12 protein-coding genes are annotated in these 17,034 nt (G+C 33.9%); 3 read left to right on the top strand and 9 right to left on the bottom strand.

Going from position 1 to position 17,034, the window contains the following annotated elements; all coding sequences use genetic code 11:
* Positions 1 to 89: 89 nt before the first annotated feature.
* The 6 genes from C0966_RS16425 to C0966_RS16400 form a co-directional block, all read right to left on the bottom strand.
* Positions 90 to 1,217 carry an HNH endonuclease family protein gene (locus C0966_RS16425; RefSeq protein WP_342456745.1) on the bottom strand — a complete coding sequence of 376 codons (1,128 nt, stop codon included), beginning with the start codon at positions 1,215 to 1,217 and terminating at the stop codon, positions 90 to 92.
* 210 nt (positions 1,218 to 1,427) lie between these two features.
* Positions 1,428 to 1,757 carry a DUF262 domain-containing protein gene (locus tag C0966_RS16420; RefSeq protein WP_274856733.1) on the bottom strand — a complete coding sequence of 110 codons (330 nt, stop codon included), beginning with the start codon at positions 1,755 to 1,757 and terminating at the stop codon, positions 1,428 to 1,430.
* Positions 1,758 to 1,775: 18 nt separating this feature from the next.
* Positions 1,776 to 2,675: a group I intron-associated PD-(D/E)XK endonuclease gene (locus C0966_RS16415; RefSeq protein WP_274856732.1), complete on the bottom strand. Its 900-nt coding sequence runs from the start codon at positions 2,673 to 2,675 to the stop codon at positions 1,776 to 1,778.
* Between the two features lie 197 nt (positions 2,676 to 2,872).
* Positions 2,873 to 5,572: a DEAD/DEAH box helicase family protein gene (locus tag C0966_RS16410; protein WP_274856731.1), complete on the bottom strand. Its 2,700-nt coding sequence runs from the start codon at positions 5,570 to 5,572 to the stop codon at positions 2,873 to 2,875.
* Positions 5,569 to 7,257: a site-specific DNA-methyltransferase gene (locus C0966_RS16405; protein WP_274856730.1), complete on the bottom strand. Its 1,689-nt coding sequence runs from the start codon at positions 7,255 to 7,257 to the stop codon at positions 5,569 to 5,571. Before C0966_RS16405 ends, C0966_RS16410 begins: the two co-directional genes overlap by 4 nt.
* A gap of 16 nt (positions 7,258 to 7,273) precedes the next feature.
* A complete protein-coding gene (locus C0966_RS16400; RefSeq protein WP_274856729.1) occupies positions 7,274 to 10,135 on the bottom strand; it encodes an SNF2-related protein in 2,862 nt (953 codons plus the stop codon).
* A gap of 1,050 nt (positions 10,136 to 11,185) precedes the next feature.
* Here C0966_RS16400 and C0966_RS16395 point away from each other — a divergent pair.
* Both C0966_RS16395 and C0966_RS16390 read left to right on the top strand, forming a co-directional pair.
* Complete coding sequence (locus C0966_RS16395; RefSeq protein ID WP_274854009.1) at positions 11,186 to 12,466, top strand: IS110 family transposase; 1,281 nt, start codon at positions 11,186 to 11,188, stop codon at positions 12,464 to 12,466.
* Between the two features lie 424 nt (positions 12,467 to 12,890).
* Positions 12,891 to 13,175 carry a DNA-binding protein gene (locus tag C0966_RS16390; RefSeq protein ID WP_274856728.1) on the top strand — a complete coding sequence of 95 codons (285 nt, stop codon included), beginning with the start codon at positions 12,891 to 12,893 and terminating at the stop codon, positions 13,173 to 13,175.
* Between the two features lie 133 nt (positions 13,176 to 13,308).
* Here the strand turns inward: C0966_RS16390 and rlmD are convergent, their stop codons facing one another.
* From rlmD to map, 3 genes are all read right to left on the bottom strand, one after another.
* Entirely contained in the window at positions 13,309 to 14,697 is a 1,389-nt protein-coding gene (gene rlmD / locus C0966_RS16385; RefSeq protein ID WP_274856725.1) for a 23S rRNA (uracil(1939)-C(5))-methyltransferase RlmD, read from the bottom strand.
* 427 nt (positions 14,698 to 15,124) lie between these two features.
* Positions 15,125 to 15,295 (bottom strand): hypothetical protein, encoded by a 171-nt coding sequence (locus tag C0966_RS16380; protein ID WP_274856724.1) that lies wholly within the window; start codon positions 15,293 to 15,295, stop codon positions 15,125 to 15,127.
* Positions 15,296 to 15,408: 113 nt separating this feature from the next.
* Positions 15,409 to 16,152, bottom strand: coding sequence for a type I methionyl aminopeptidase (gene map, locus C0966_RS16375; RefSeq protein WP_274856723.1), 744 nt, complete (start codon positions 16,150 to 16,152; stop codon positions 15,409 to 15,411).
* Between the two features lie 279 nt (positions 16,153 to 16,431).
* Between map and C0966_RS16370 the strand changes: the two genes are divergently transcribed.
* A complete protein-coding gene (locus C0966_RS16370) occupies positions 16,432 to 16,902 on the top strand; it encodes a hypothetical protein (protein ID WP_274856722.1) in 471 nt (156 codons plus the stop codon).
* Positions 16,903 to 17,034: the final 132 nt, after the last annotated feature.

Here is a 17,034-nt window from a genome sequence, read left to right as displayed (position 1 = left end):
TCTCGATGAGTACTTTACCGAAAACCTAATTTTCAAACTGCTTATTTTACCGAAATATCGGTTGTCGATGGCCATTTCATTTGTAAAGCCTAGTTTTTGATTAACATCTGAACAATCTCATCTTCTCTTTCTTGAAGCACTTTAGGGGTCCACTCATTTTTCTGGTCTATAAATACTTTATTTGCATGAAATACATCAATACGTCCACTTAAATAACGCTTCTTTTTCTCAATAAAATCCAAATTGCTTAAAGAGCTATTTTTTCTCTTATTAATTAGGACGAGATTGGCTATTTTATCTACCCAATATTTATGTTCTTCTTCCGTGAAATCCTTTGCCCATTTACTATTTGGGTCAGGATTTTGAGGTAGTATATGTTCTACACTTATATTCTTATAACCAGATAAATGAACGGTATTATCACTCTTTAAGTATTCGATTTTCAATAAAAGGTATTTTGCATATTGCTTTTTATAAATATTGCCGCTAATATTTCTTTTAAATTCATCTATATCAATAGCAAATATATCCTTATTCGCAAATAATTCCTCCGGATTATTTGCTTTTTCTAAGGCCTTTAGTATTGCATTCATTGCTTCCAGACGGGGAGTCGGATTGACCCCTACAACCCAATCGCCGACAAATTTAAATTCCAATTTTCTTAAAAACTCATCTAATTTGTGGTGTTTGAATTTAGCATAATAAAACATTAACGGCGGAATCCAATCTTCTGAACGAAGGCCAATTTTCATAATGGTAATAAGGTTTTTAAATTGATTGCTTAACTCGGTATCTTCCAACTCTATGACATTTTGATACACTTCTTCATATTGTTTTATAAACTCAAGTGTATCATGCCCCTTTTTTAGCTTACCTAGTTTATAAATTTTTTCTTCAAATTCATCCAGTAAGTTTGATCTTGCTTTTTCCTTAACAATGATTGTTCTGACAAAGTTTAAAAAGCGATCGAACCCTTCCCCGAATCGCCCTTCGATTTCCTCCCAATATTTTGCATACTTTTTAATTTCTTTTTCGTTACTCAAATGGCCAATATTCATTGATTTTAAAATGTCAGCACTTGTTAATGGAATACCTCGATCGTTTAAAATTGTAAACATTCGGAATGCATCCTCAGTATTATCTGTGGAAACATAGATAAGTAATGCCTTGTTAAATAAAAATTTGACAAACTCATCTAAATCTTCTTTATCCTGCAATTGTTCCCTTAGAACTAGTATGGCATTTGCCATGTTAGAAATCGAGACATTATCCTTTTCCCGTTCCGCTTTTAACTCTTCAATTAAACTAGTGCCATTTTCTTTAATGACATATTTCTTTATGAAACTTTCAACATCATCTCAAATTTGATAAGTAATACGTTGTCTTTCCAGTATCATATCTAATTCATCTGCTTTTTGGTAAATCTTTTACTGCAGATTAGCTTTATATGAAGGATTGTCTAGTAAATCTCTTAAAACGGCAAACATCAGGAAAAATGTAGTAAGACGCTGCTGTCCATCTAACACTTCATATTCAGCAAATTCATGGTTATCTGTTCTTTTTAATACAAGAGAACCGAGAAAATACTCATTTTCATTTTTATAAGTAAATGCATAATATAAGTCATCAATAAGATCAACAATATTTTCAGTTTGCCATACATATGACCGTTGATATTCCGGAATTAAAAACCAAAAATCAGGTGAGAATATCTTTTGTAGTACTTTTTTATCTGAATCAATTTTTCCATTTCCCATACAGACTTCTCCTTTGCTTTAATAATTACTAAAATAATTGCTTAATAAATCCCAAGAATTAAAAAACTCAGATCGCAAACCTTCTTTCTCATGTACAACTCTGCTTCGTTTATCTAAAAAATCATCAATGCTTAAACATGCAAATACATTGTCTTTAAAATTATATCCGACAACAAAGTCAATTTCTTTTATTCCAATCTCCTGCTCATCAGTCGTTTCAAAAGCATCAATCTTATATACCTGATAAGGGATAGTAGAATCCTTATAAGCAGAATCATGTTGAAGATTCCTAACCAGTATTCGGGCAGATTTCCCATTGGATGATACGATTATATGATATGTCGGATTGCTTTTTGATGACCGGGATATATCATAACCTTGTTCTATTAAAATATCAGATATAATTTTTACTGCTTCACTTTGATTATATGAAAAAGTGTATTTTGGCCTTTGTCTAGGTAATTCTAGTATCTTTTTATCAATTCCAATTGTTAAATATTTTTTTCCAAATTCTCTTTCAAGACCTCTAGAAATGATATTCGCAAGTTTTCTTGCCAGAATAATATCCTCTTTGCAATATGTAAACTTATACTTTATCCAATCGTTTGCATCATTTTCTTTTAGTAAATTATATATTTCATTATATTTGCCGATCGTTCTTAAAAATTCTCCTTTCAGTCTTATTTCAACATATTTAAGATGGATGGAATCATTATCCATTATCGGATACTTAATACCTCCGTATTGAATGGAACCAATTTGTGTTCTTTCTTCATTTAATTCTTTTGGCAAGTATAGTTGCACCGTTTCGGAATAATCGGACGGCACATCTATTTCGAGATTAATATTTTTAAAGATAAAGCAAAACTTTATAAACAATTTTTGAATGTATCCGTATTCATATTCTGCATTGCTCAATCCTATCCCCCCCTTATTTAATATAATATCTTATTTTCAGCGTTTATTAATTTCCTTTCTGAAAATCTCAGTCTCCATTGATTACCCTCCTTAAAACAGAAGACACCTTGAATATATTCAAGGTGTCTCTGAATCATTGTTGTTTTCTAATTTTAATTCATGCCCCAGCAATTTCTTCCGCATTTCTATTGATCTCATCAATCATGCCGATAGTATTTTATACTATTATTTCTAGAATATCTTGCTTCTAACCCAGCTATTGTCATATTCTCATTAACATCATTATGTGGTATCAATAGATAAACCCATTCCTTGCCACCATTTTGTAATTCATGATTAGTTGCATATTTACACCATTCAATTGCGGCAGCTTTTTTCGCTTCTACTTCCTTATCACCATCAATTTTGTTTGCAGCTTTTAATTCAACAAGGTATTTTTTTACATCAGTTTCTACTATAAAGTCCGGGTTGTATGATTGCTTTTGATTGTAATAGATTTTTAGTTGATTTAAAGCTGGTTTAAACCAAATCTTCACCTTTGGATCTTGTTCACAAATAACGGCAAATCGACGCTCATTTTCTGCATCAAATTTTTGAATTGGATATAGACAGCGACTAAACCCACCAAAACTCATTCCCTTTATTGCTGAAGGATTTTCCACAGGAATTCGGAAATCTCTAACCTCTTCATCAATATCTACAGAAAAAGTATTTGTTTTAAGTACTTCGAAATCACTTCTCACATGAACATCATACTCGACTTTTGATTCCACATAATGCTCTAACATTTGTGCATGTATGTTATTTGCTAATAGTTGTTGATTATATAACAAAACATTTCTCACATCATTGTCATCTTTTAAGTACGATCTTAGATGGTCAATTAATTGACCTACTAATTTATAAAGCAAATTAGCATGCTCTTCGTATGAAATATCATCAAAATCAATTAATCTAGATATAATATAGTTCTCTAATGGTTCATCTTCATTAATCTCCACTTTGAAATGCAACGTATCTCTTTGTCTAGTTCTAAGTTCCTGTAATAGAATATCTTGAGTAACTGGTTGTAAATTAATATTTGAAACTTTTAAATCAAAATCTTCAAATCCCCAAGTAATTTCGTTTTTTGGTTGAAGAATGATTTTTGGAATGTCTATCGTTTTCTCAACAATGTATTCAGTGACAGTATCAACAATTTCTTCAACTATATTTGATTGATCTTCAAAAACAAATTCTATCTGACCTACAGGGTATGTAGAGTTTACCTCTTTAATAATTTTTTGTTTTATCTCCGGTTTTGTTAAATGAGTATTAGATGGAATTTCAGTTAACTTTTGAATTGTCCTGAGTGTTGTTTCTGCAATATTTCTTTTAATTTCTACCCTTTGCTTAGCACTATCATCTTCTTTACTTAAGTCATCTCCGGCGATTTTTTGAATAATACTTTGTTTCACATTAGATTCAACAGAAACAACCTTCTTTTGTGATTTCGCAACATCTTTACCAATGTAAACACCTTTACGAATAACAGAATTTGGATTATTGGCTTCATCAATAATTTCTTGGAATCGATCGTGAGCGATAATTGTTAATCTATCAACCGCTTTAACTCCTGTTCGTTTTCCATATGGCAAACGAAGTCCACGGCCAATGGATTGTTCAACCAAAGTTTTTGAATTAGCAGCCCTTAATGGGATAATTGTATATAAGTTTGTAACATCCCAACCCTCTTTTAACTTGTTAACATGGATTACAATTTCAATATTAGAGTTTGGATCCTCTAATGCAAGCAGTTCTTGAATCGTTTCGTCTTTTTCTTCACCTGATTGTTTTGAATGAACAGTAATTACTTTATCTTTATATTTTCCATTGAAGAAATCATCACTTTTAATGATATTCAATAATTTTTCAGCATGTTCTGTATCTTGAGCAACGATTAGAATGAATGGTTTTACAATGGGTTTGTTATTCTCCCTTGCATATACTTCAAGTTCAACTTTTGTTTCTTCATGTACCAATATACCGTCATTAAGTTTAATGAGTTCTAATGAATCCTCATCAGAATAATTAGATAGATCAAAGTTTTCACGAGTAGCAACAGTTGGCTCTTTAACATAACCCTTTTCCATTGCCATATATAATGGAAAACTATAAATCACATTTTTAAATGGAATGGATCTCTGCCCTTTTTCAACTTGTGGTGTTGCCGTTAGTTCTAACCCTAAAACTGGATTCAATTCATTTAACACTTTAACTCCTGCAGAAGCCCGATAACGATGTGATTCATCCATTAATAAGACTAAATCAGGTAATGAAGATAAATATTTGAAATAACTTTCTCCAATATACTCACTTAATCTTTTAATCCGAGGGGATTTTCCACCTCTTACTTCAGCATTGATTTTTGCAATGTTAAAAATATTTATCTTTACACGATCTGGATCAAGTAGTAGCAATGCACTTTCTTCATAGTTTTCTCCAGTAATTATTAAAGGTTCATTTGTAGCAAATTGTGAAATTCCTTTAAATACATATTTTTTTGTATTCGGAGTAAAGTCTTGAATTAGTTTTTCATAGATAGTCAAATTTGGTGCTAAAACAAAAAAGTTTTTGATGCCCTTCGTCAGATATAAATATGAAATAAAGGCCCCCATTAATCTTGTCTTACCAACACCTGTAGCAAGTGCAAAACAAATAGAAGGAAAATCCCTTTCAAAATCTTCAACGCTAGGAAAAAGATTTTTAATAACATTTAGTTTTTGCTGAAGTTGCTCACTTGTTGTGTTTTTTTCTAGGGAGATGTTTTCTACTACTTCAGCTAATATTTCCAAAGATTCCCTTTGCGGGTCTCTTAGGCTAAGACGACTTGAGATCTGATTTACAAATCGATTCATTCCACATCCCCCTCATCAAACAATTCCATCTGCTCTGGTTCCTTTTCCATCATAGGAAGATTTTGAACGTTCAAGCTATAATCATCCCTACCAAATTCACATTTTTTTAATACAGACTGAGGTATTTTTTTAAATGTAATATTTGGAAAGTCTTCTTGGTTTACATTAAATGCTTTACAGCAAATTAATAATGTTTCATCTTCTTTCATTTGATCAGCAATATCTGCTGCTAACTGCTGATTAACAAATTGAGTTGTTACATAGATATAATCATTTTCTGTTGACTGACCATGCTTCCAATAAACGCTTTTATCCGGGTTATATTTAAATCCCTCAAGTTTACACATAGCCTCTGACAACATTTCAGCATTATATTGTTTGCTAATAACCCAATTACCATACTTATCTTTTTCCAAAAGACTAGGAGCTAACTTATAAAATCTAAATCCTCCTCCTCCTTTCCAGCCTACAGCAGAACTAATACCAGCTTGATCACTACCATCTATAACATTTTTTAACCGAGGAATTATATGTGTATAGCAATGTTCACCTAATTCAATCATTATCCATTTTCTTCTCAATTTATGAGCTACAGCACCTGTTGTACCTGAACCGGCAAATGAATCTAATACCCAATCTCCCTTATCTGTTACCATTTCGATTATACGCCTAATCAATTTTTCTGGTTTTTTTCCATTTCTAAAATCTACAGATCCTTCATTATGCAAATTATTAATTCCAATATCAAGCCAAATATCCCCCAATGGCTTAACTGGTGAAAGTTTCCCATCAATTTCTTTCATTTTATCGATACAAAATAATACTTCTTCTTTTTTATAAACTAATTTTTTCATTCCACTTGGGGTAACAATTTCACGAAAAACATCATCATTAGGTAATTCTTCAAACTGTTTACTACGATTTCGAGCAGTCCTAAATATACGGTCTGCATTATTAATACAAAATTCTTCATATTCTTCTTTATTATTTGGATTAATGTTATTATTAATAGCAGCTTCTCTTAGTGGAATCACCTTCCATTTAGATATATCATCTGGATCACTCTCATCCTTCACTAAGAAACTTTTATAACGATCAAAAACATTAAACCAGTCATCTTTTTCGTAAATAGGATTAAATCTAACCTTTTCTTTATCTTTAGCGTAAATTAAAATAAATTCCTTTATTTTTGGTGGTTTCTTATCTATGTGACTCATTTTAACACCACTTAGATGGGACATTTTAACACATATACTTGTAATAAAATTTCGTCTTCCAAATATTTCATCACATAATACTTTTAAATAAGCCATTTCTTCATCATTTATTTGAATAAATATTGCACCATCATCTTTCAATAAGGTCCTTAATATATTTAATCTTGGTTTCATCATATTTAACCAAATAGAATGTTCTAATCCATCATCGTAATGCTCAAAAGCATTTCCTGTATTATACGGAGGATCAATATAAATACACTTAATTTTATTTGTAAACTCTTCCTCAAGTGCCTTCAATGCAAGGAGATTATCACCAAAAATTAATCTATTATCAAATATTTCATCTTCACTATATTTTTTTTCTGCATGATATGAATATTCACGATCCTCTATCAAGATTCTCGGTTCCAAATTTAATTTTTCATCTTTTCCAATCCATGTTAGTTCAAGCCTATTTTTACTCAAGACTTTAACACCTCTCCTAAACAATTCTCCACTTCAATGAAAACAAATGCTGTTTCGTAACTTTTTGTTGCAGCTTTGCTTCAATTTGTTCAAATAATTTATCTTTTTGTTCATCAATTTGATCCTGTTGATCATATAAATTTCGTCTCATATCATTTCGTTTCTTTTCGAGTTCTTTAATTTTTTTATTCATTTCAAGTTTTTCTTGTAAATTACGAATGGTTTTGGATTCCTTTTTCAGATAATCAATTTCAACAGAAAGTTCATCAATTTCCACTTCAAGCTTTAATTTTAAATCTTTTGCCCATCTATCTAATTTTTCTAGTTCGGAATCCATGTATTCCGCCGTACGTTCCATTATACTGTTTAATACTGCTTCTTCTTGGCATTCTCTAATATATTGAAGTGTATTATTAATCGAAGTAGGAATTTCAATTTCTTCATGTTCAACAGCCGGTAATAAGAATAATTTCTCACAAATATCTTGATCAAGTTGGTTTCCATTACTATCTACTGCTGAAAATATTAGATGCTGTTCAACTTCAACAGATTCTACATTTAACAAATCCAATGAAAGCCAACCTTCCGTTCCTACCATTGATTCGATAACACTAATTTTCCCTTCATAATCGCAATACCTGAAGGTGAGTTCTTTAGGTATTAAAATTCTGCTTTTTGCTTTTCCGACCCATTTTTCCGCTAAAGGATGTGATAATCGATAATGAACAACATTTTCATTATTTTGTCCCTTCTTTAAATGAGACATTAATTGATATTTTTTATTATCTTTTATAAAGCTAAGTGAATTGTCATCAAAGAAAGCTTCTCTTTCACCTTCTATTTTTGAGAGATTCCATAAAAATCTTTCCAGTCTGTTCAACTGTAGGTTAGTCTGTTCATAATTATCCCTTAATTTTTCTCTGACTTCATCGTCAAAATTTTCCATTAAACTTATCCGTGTTTCTTTCATTTTATTTCGGATCTGTTCATCTAATTCTTCTTGCAATCTAGTAAACGCATTATCAATCTCTTCTGCAGTTCTACATGTTTGATAGATTTCTTGAATTCTTTTCTCAAAATCAACACCCGACTCTAATGAACCCAATACTTCATCAGATGAACCAAATAATCCTTCAAAAAGCTTGAACTTCTCTGATAGTAATTCATATACCCTTTGATCTGCAGCATTTTTTTGATTTAAGAAATTTATTACAACAACATCATATTTTTGCCCATAGCGATGACATCTTCCTATTCTTTGTTCAATTCTTTGAGGGTTCCAAGGCAAATCATAATTTACTACTAAACTACAAAATTGAAGATTTATTCCTTCTGAAGCAGATTCAGTTGCGATCATGATTTCAGCATGTTCGCGGAAATATTCAACCAACGCCGCTCTCATGTCAGCGGTCTTTGAACCTGTAATCTTATCATCATTTTGATGTTTTTCCAGCCACCATTCGTAAATCCTTTTAGCTTCTGGATCCGAATTCTGACCGTTAAACATAACAACACTATATCCTTGGTCCTCAAGCATTTCTTTTAAATATAATTGAGTTCTTCTTGACTCTGTAAATATTACGGCTTTATCATTCGCTCCCAAGTCTTTCATTTTTTGGAAGCCTTTTTCAAGAGCAAGGAGTAAGGCTTCTCCCTTTGCATTATTCGTAATTGACTTCGCAGCTTCATAATAGGATTCTAATTCTCTTTTTTCTGATAAAATTAACTTTTTAATCTCTTCATCAGTTAACTCATTAAATTCAATTGTTTCATTCTCTTCATTCCATTCTTCCAAGGTATCATTAAATTCATCAATATCTTCATAAATTTCTTGATTATTCCCTTGATCTTCTTGTTTTTCCTCAATTAAAAGATCATCTAATCTTTTAATAAGGGAATGAAGTGTATCAGCTAAAGCAAAAGATGAAGAAGCCAGTATTTTACGAATTACCAATGTCATTAATGATCGCTGACTTTTTGGTAAAGCAAATAATAAATCTCTTTGCAAATATGAAGATACTTTTTCGTATAATTCCCATTCTGCTTCTGTTGGCATAAACTTTTGTGTCATTGGAATACGTTTAGTGTATTTTACATATTCCGTTACCTGCCTTCTTAAAGTTCTGTGAGTAACGGGACTTATACGTTGTTTTAAATCAATAAAGTCAGCTTGTGACATTTCTCTTGATCCACGTGAGAATTGCTTTCTGAAAGAAGTTTCATCTCCAAAGATATGTGGATCAATAAAACTAATTAGTCCGTACAATTCCATTAATGAGTTTTGTAATGGTGTTGCGGTCAATAATAATTTAGGAAACCCTTCCGTTGCTGAACGTAATGCCCGACCTATTTTATTAGACTTCTTATAAACATTTCTTAAACGGTGTGCCTCATCAATAATAATTAAATCCCAATTTACTCTTCTTATTTCACTAGCCTTATTCTTTGCAAACTGAAAAGACGTTATTACTACTAAATCTTGATGATAAAATGGATTTATTACTCCAGTAGATTGCATCTCTTTGAAATTTTTATTTTCTAGAATAATAGAAGGTATGTAAAATTTATCCATTAATTCTTGACTCCATTGTTTGCGTAATGGAGGCGGTACTATAATTAAAATATTTCTTTTTCTTTCTGCCCACAATTGGCTAACTATTAATCCCGCTTCAATTGTTTTCCCTAACCCAACTTCATCGGCCAATAAAGCCCCTCTTTCCAATGGTGCGCGAAAAGCAAATAATGCCGCTTCAACTTGATGGGGATTTAAATCAACTGTTGCATTTATTAATGATTGGCTTAGTCTTCCAATTGAAGAAGATGAGTTTTGTTTTGTTAATTCATATGCATAATACTGGCTATGATAATAAGTACTCATTTTACCCCCCCACATCACAAATCTTCTTATGTAATACTATTTTCCGTTAATAATTTTGGTTCTATTTTACCATTAAAAAATATTGCTATCTATTTCCATTAAATAACTAATATGCTATATTAGCAACAATTCAAATCTTAATGTGAATCATAAATATATTTTTTTAAAAAAGTTCTTCAAACCCTATTAAAAGAAATGATTAAAGCCTTTATTTCTGAGAAGGATTGGCAACTTGATTCTGTTTATACTGAGTTAATGTTGCTACTAATTTTTCTAGAATTTTAAGAAATAGTGAATTATCGAGGGAACTAATTTACCTTTGTAAAATGAAGAAAGTAGTCCATATCGTTACTGTAGACAAAACAATTGATACCTTTCACGATGAAATTACAAAATTAAGTGTTTACATTTGGTTAAATGAACATGAATCCAAAAGGTTAAGTCAGTTAATCAAGGCTAGAAAACAATCCAATATAAAAAAGAGCAGTAAAAACGAATAGTGTAAACCGAAAAAGCGAGATCCGCTGAAGTTACCTAGCCGTTAGCTATCGCTAGGCTATGTAATTCTGCGGATTTTTTATTGAAAAGTGGCTACCAAAAGAAAATTGATAAAATAAATAAACAGATTGATGTATTAAAAAATCTTAAAAGAAGATACATCAATCTGTTAGCTGACGATATGATGTAACCGCCAAGTAGAAATGAACACTTTCTTACCTAGCAGGGCAAGAAATTACGGTAACTCTTCCAAAGATGTGATTATGTTTTCCGATGTATTAGACTTTCGTTTTATCTGTCAATTTGTAATGAAGAATGTCCTTTTCCGTGTAAACATCGGGATATGTTTTGAAGTTTCATGACGAACGTTGGGAGATTCTAAATTATAATAAATTTCTGAAACTATGATAATTATAGATCCGTATTATTAAGATAAGGAGCATTCCTGTAATGAAGAAATTTGAGGTTTGAAACAAAAAGAGCCCTCTTGGTATAGTACAGGGTGTCAATGCATTGACCCCGAATTAATAAGTTACCAAGGAGGACTCAATAATGAATTATACTCAAAATCGAAAAATCTCGCAAATCACACCATCAACATTAATAATCGGCATTGATATTGCCAAAGACAAACACGTGGCACGGGCACAAGACGATCGAGGAATTGAATTTGGAAAACGCTTGATCTTTGAAAATCGCATACATGGTTTCCAAATGCTTTTAGATTGGGTGAATCGACACCAAAAAGAAAATGATAAGAACCATGTGATTTTTGGGGTTGAACCAACCGGGCCCTACTGGTTAAATCTCGCTTATTTCCTTACCGCAAAGGGCTATGACTTTGTGCTAGTCAATCCGATGCATGTAAAGAAAAGCAAAGAGCTTGATGACAACTCTCCAACAAAAAACGATACAAAAGACGCCAGAGTGATTGCACAGCTGATTAAAGACGGCCGATACTCCGTACCAAATCTCTTAGACGGCATTTACGCGGAACTAAGAGAAGGCGTCAAAATAAGAGATCAGCTCACTCAACAGCTTGCCATCACAGAAGGACGTATTCAAAATTTGATTCAACGTTATTTTCCGGAGTTTTTCGATGTTTTCGGGGATTGGGAAGGAAAAGCAGCTCTTTGCACGCTAAAACTGTTTCCATTTCCTTCTCAAATTAAAGAAATGACACCTGAAGAGATTCTCTCAAAGTGGAAGCCATTTGTACAACGAGGAGTTGGAATGAAGCGAGCAACGAAACTAGTGGAAACGGCCAAAAAGAGCATTGGAATTCAAATCGGGATTCAGTTTGCCAAACGTGAAATGGAATATCTGATTGACCAATATGAGCTTTATCAAACGCAGTTGGAAGAGTTGGATCAGGAGCTAGAAGCTCTTGTAGAAACGATCCCAGGTGCTAAGCAAATGATGAATATTTCTGGGTTAGGTGTTACAACAGTCGCTCTATTCTTCGCTGAAGTGGGTGATCTCACAAAGTACAGTCACCCTCAGCAATTAGTTAATCTGGCAGGCCTTTCATTACGTGAGCATAGTTCTGGAAAATTTAAAGGACAAACCAGAATAACGAAACGGGGACGAAGCAGGCTGCGTAAAGCTCTGTACCTAGCGATTCGGCCACTCGTTGCCCATAATCCAACTTTTAAAGCTTTACATCAATACTATACAAAACGATCTGAAAGGCCTTTAAAAAAGCAACAGTCTCTCATCGCTTTGTGTTGTAAGCTATTACGTGTCTTATTTGTCATTGGTCAAAAACAGTGTGAATTTGATGGTTCAAAATTATTGCAAGGCTTGCCTCAAATTACATTACAAGTTGCTTAAACCGATTTATTAACCAATTTGTTAATCAAATTACTATCGAATACTTCAAGTATTTCTAAAGACAAACACCAATAGTGCCGAGTCGGAGTTTATTTTTACCATACGGGCTTATGACCCAGCTGAGGAGCTTATCCGACCTCCACCTCATGGATACGCAGGACGAAGGAATGTATGGATCCCAATCCGGTGATACATGGGAGGGTTAGCGACCGTGAGATGAGTGGAGATTTTGCGCACGGTCATAACTGTTATTACCAAACAATACCAGTTTGGTTGGTAGGATGGCCCCCCATCTGTAAGAAATTTAAATAAATTCAATTTATAACCATGATTTTCGGTGGATCAACTATTAGGTGTTAATGAAATTTAGAGAAAACGTGAGTATTCGGGAGAATTTTAAAGTATATAGAGGGAGGTCATAAGAATGGAAATAAGTTCTTTTTGGGTCGGTTTAGGGTTAGCAGCTCTGGGCTATTTCATAGGAGATGGATTGAAAAATTTTAAAAATCCAAAAGGAAGTTTCTCCGGGTATCCCACTTTAATTAAAGAAAAGGATTTATATCTTTATTTAGGGTTAAGTAAAGAAGAGGTAAATGAGCTACTAAGAAAATGTCCAAATGCACCAAAAGTTGAGTTAAATGGAACTACATACTATCCGTATCAACATTTTTTAGAATGGCTCTCATCCAATGAAATTTATAAAAATTAATTTATCGCATTCATAATTAAATAGAGACAAACGATAAAAAGCTTGAGGACAAATTTTCCTCAAGCTTTTTATGATCGCTATTTATTATGTGATTTACAGTGGATTTTTACTCCACAACAATGGAATTATTTACTCAATTAGTACCTGTTTCTTCTTTTAAAACTATCTTCGCGCAACATTCAACATGCGTCGTCTGCGGAAACATATCCACCGGCTGCACTTCAACTGTCTTATATCCGCCATCCTCTAAGATCCTCAAATCACGGGCAAGTGTAGCCGGGTTGCATGATACGTAAACAACCTTCTTCGGCTTCATGTCTATAATAGTTTTCAATAACGCCTCATCGCAGCCTTTACGGGGCGGATCGACAAGGAGCACTTCTGCACGATTTCCTTCTTTATACCATTTCGGTATGACGGTTTCCGCTTCACCGACGGCAAATTCAGCATTGGTGATTCCATTTAATTCGGCATTACGCTTTGCATCTTCAATCGCTTCAGGCACAACTTCAACGCCGAATACTTTTTTTGCTTTTTGGGCCAGGAACAGTGAAATCGTTCCGATGCCGCAGTATGCATCAATGACTGTTTCCTCCCCTGTCAATCCGGCATACTCCAGAGCTTTGTCATACAGCACTTTCGTCTGGTCAGGGTTCACTTGGTAAAAGGACAAGGCAGAGATGGCAAATTTCACGTTTCCGATATAGTCATAGATGACTTCATTTCCCCAAAGTACGGTTGTCTTCTCACCTAAAATGACGTTCGTCCGTTTAGGATTTACGTTATGGACGATCGATTTTACTTTCGGGAGACGGGCGATAATTTCCTCAACTAGTTTGTTTTTGTGCGGGATTTCGGCTGTTCTGGTAATAATGACAACCATAAGCTCCCCTGTTTGCTTGCCGCAGCGGGCCATAATATGGCGAAGAACACCTTTATGTGCCTCTTCATTATAAGCCGGAATTCCGAGCTCGATACAAATTTCCTTCACTGTCCGAACCGCTTCATTTATTTCAGGAAGCTGAATCAAACTTTCATTTGTATCGACGATTTCATGGCTTCGCGGTTTAAAAAAGCCGGCAATGAGTTTACCGTCTTTTTCACCAACAGGAACTTGCGCTTTGTTTCGGTAGTGCCATGGGTTGTCCATGCCTAAAATGGGATGGACCTTGACATCTTCAAGTTTACCGATGCGGGTGAGCACTTGCCGGACTTGATTTTCCTTATATTTCAGCTGGCCTTCATAGCTTATGTGCTGTAGCTGGCAGCCGCCGTATTTGTGGGCGTCGGAGCTTGCCACGTCAACCCTGTAATGACTCCTTTCATAAATCTCAATCAGCCGGCCGATGCCATAGCTTTTGTTTATTTTAATGACTTTTATTTTTGCTTTTTCGCCCGGCAGTCCCTTTGGTACAAAAATCGGGTATCCATCCACTTTGGCAACGCCTGCTCCATCATGTGTTAAGTCTTCAAAAGTAACATCTATATATTCGTTTTTTTGAACCGGAAGTGTTTTGCTCATTGCTTTCTTCCTTTGCTTGTAATTTTAGTGTACGATTTGACAGAAAAGATTGTAGCACAAAGACGGCCGTATTGCGAAAGAGTGGTCGATAAATTCAAAAAGTGGTTGATAAATTATGTAATGTGGCCGATATATTTAAAAAGTGGTCGATAAATCATGAAATGTGGTTAATATATTCAAAATGTGGTCGATAACCAGAAAGTTTTAAGAAACTCTCCTAAACGAATGGCGCCTAATTCTTGAGCGATTTTCCAAATTTATGAGTCTTAATCAAACGTTTGATTAAAGTCCAGAATGTCCCTGCATAAGCCATTTTCAAGCAGCGAAACCCTTGATGAATTTCTCTTTTATGAGCCCTCATTCTAATATTCGAGTCTAAAGATAATTCACAATCCCAGGGTGCCAATCATCATTCAAAAAGAAAAGCCTATCCTGTGATAAGCTTTTCTTTAACACATTCGTTGTATATTTCCAATAGCTCTCTATCATCCATTACGAAGACTTCTTCTTCTGTTATGCTTTTCATTGAATCAAGGACTATTTTTTCTTTCTGGAACCGTTCAATATCACTTAAGAAATAATGTTTTAATATTAGCATTGAGCTCCCCTCTCTTTGTTACTCTATTTCTATTTTCGTCTGTTGCGAAAATTTTTAAACCATAAGCTATTTTTTCAGAAGAAATTTTTGCCCACCTTCGATCTTTAAGCTTCTTAAAGCGTAACAATCAAAGGTCCATTTTTTGTGATGATGATTGTATGTTCAATTTGTGCGACAAAACTTTTGTCTTCTGTAATATATGTCCAGCCGTCCCCTTTCTCTATCACTTCTTCCGCACCTGTTGAAATAAAAGGTTCGAACGCGATGACCATGCCTTCTTTTAACAATTCTCTATCCCAGGCGTCATAATAATTTAAGATATGGTCCGGAGGTTCGTGCAAACTTAAACCAATTCCATGCCCGGTAAGATTTTTGATTACTGTAAAACCATGTTGTCTGGCAGTTTGATAAACAGCTTTTCCAATTCCGTTTTTTCTTGAAGCCGCTTTGATTTTATTTAATCCTGCCTCAAAGGCTTTTTTCGCAACTTCGCATAGGTTAAATAGAACCGAATCTCCTTGTCCAACCACAATAGATAACCCGGTATCTGCGAAATAGCCATTCTTAGAGCCGGAAACATCAATATTTACTAAGTCGCCCTCTTGAATGACACGCTGCCCCGGAATCCCATGGGCGACTTCTTCATTCACGCTTATACAAGTAAAGCCCGGAAAATCATATTGACTTTTCGGCCCTGAAACTGCTCCAAATTTCTCAAAAAGATCTCCTGCAAAATTATCCAATTCTTTTGTTGTAATACCGGGCTTTGTTTTTTGAATCATTTCATCGCGTATTGTTGCGACAATTTTCCCTATCTCTTGCAGACCTTTAAGATCTTCTTCCGTTTTTACTATCACAACTATTAATCCTCCTGCATCTACTTTTCAATTTTTCAAAATAAAAAAATGAGTACTAAGTATATTCATTTTTAAACAAAGTTCGACTTCGATTTGAAATCGCTGTTTTACTATTATACATGTTTTTTAATACACTGCTAAGAAAATTCCAAATACTTTTTCTCATAATTAAGTTTGCTCTAAAAAGGCGATCCATCACTCAACATTAATTGCATGAAATTTAAACGATCATCATAAAAATAGTGATGGGAACACTCTTCTGCGAAGGGAGCTGATCAATTGTATCCTTATTATTATCGTGTGAATAACTGGACACAAGTTTTAGCTTTACTAAATCAAAGTTTATATGCTGAAGAAATGGTATGTGCTATGAGCAGTGAGCTGTACCATATTCCGGCAACAAAAGATTTAAAAGGAAATAGTGAAATGCATAATCATTTAGTCCCTGCTTCCTATCATCGGGTTAGCGCAACAGGTTCAGCCCAAAGGTTAGCAAATGGAGAGCAGCGGAAATCCATTATTGACACACTTGTCACGTGTATAAAAAATGCTGAGAATCAGGATAAAGAAGTACGAGAAGGTTTGAAAATAATGGAACAAAATGCGGCTCCTGAATTTAAACCCTTCATCAAACTGATTATGAACTGGCAGAAACAAGCCGAAACTACTTTAAATCAAGCAAAAGAAACTTTGCGGTCTATGGGTATTTCTTCTGCAAACGGAAGCGAGCAGCAAAGTGAGGGAAGTTAATTTTTATTAGGGCTGGTTCTGCCAGCCTTATTCTTTTTTAAAAAAGAATTAATATTTCTCAAGCTAAAGCCGCTTCCTTTTTGTGTCGTATGATTTTTTGTAAACTTTAATCCGTTTTAAAAAAAGAAGCCC

Origin of the sequence: Bacillus methanolicus, from assembly GCF_028888695.1 — a bacterium.
In the GTDB taxonomy this organism is placed as follows: domain Bacteria; phylum Bacillota; class Bacilli; order Bacillales; family Cytobacillaceae; genus Bacillus_Z; species Bacillus_Z methanolicus_B.
Note: the sequence above shows the minus strand (reverse complement) of the source record. Positions and strands in the feature narration are given on the sequence as shown.

What these genes read in the sequence shown, in the direction of transcription:
- C0966_RS16380 (WP_274856724.1), bottom strand. Translation starts at nt 15,295, where the DNA reads ATGCTAATATTAAAACATTATTTCTTAAGTGATATTGAACGGTTCCAG.
- rlmD (WP_274856725.1), bottom strand. Translation starts at nt 14,697, where the DNA reads ATGAGCAAAACACTTCCGGTTCAAAAAAACGAATATATAGATGTTACT.
- C0966_RS16410 (WP_274856731.1), bottom strand. Translation starts at nt 5,572, where the DNA reads ATGAATCGATTTGTAAATCAGATCTCAAGTCGTCTTAGCCTAAGAGAC.
- C0966_RS16420 (WP_274856733.1), bottom strand. Translation starts at nt 1,757, where the DNA reads ATGGGAAATGGAAAAATTGATTCAGATAAAAAAGTACTACAAAAGATA.
- C0966_RS16390 (WP_274856728.1), top strand. Translation starts at nt 12,891, where the DNA reads ATGGAAATAAGTTCTTTTTGGGTCGGTTTAGGGTTAGCAGCTCTGGGC.
- C0966_RS16400 (WP_274856729.1), bottom strand. Translation starts at nt 10,135, where the DNA reads ATGAGTACTTATTATCATAGCCAGTATTATGCATATGAATTAACAAAA.
- C0966_RS16395 (WP_274854009.1), top strand. Translation starts at nt 11,186, where the DNA reads ATGAATTATACTCAAAATCGAAAAATCTCGCAAATCACACCATCAACA.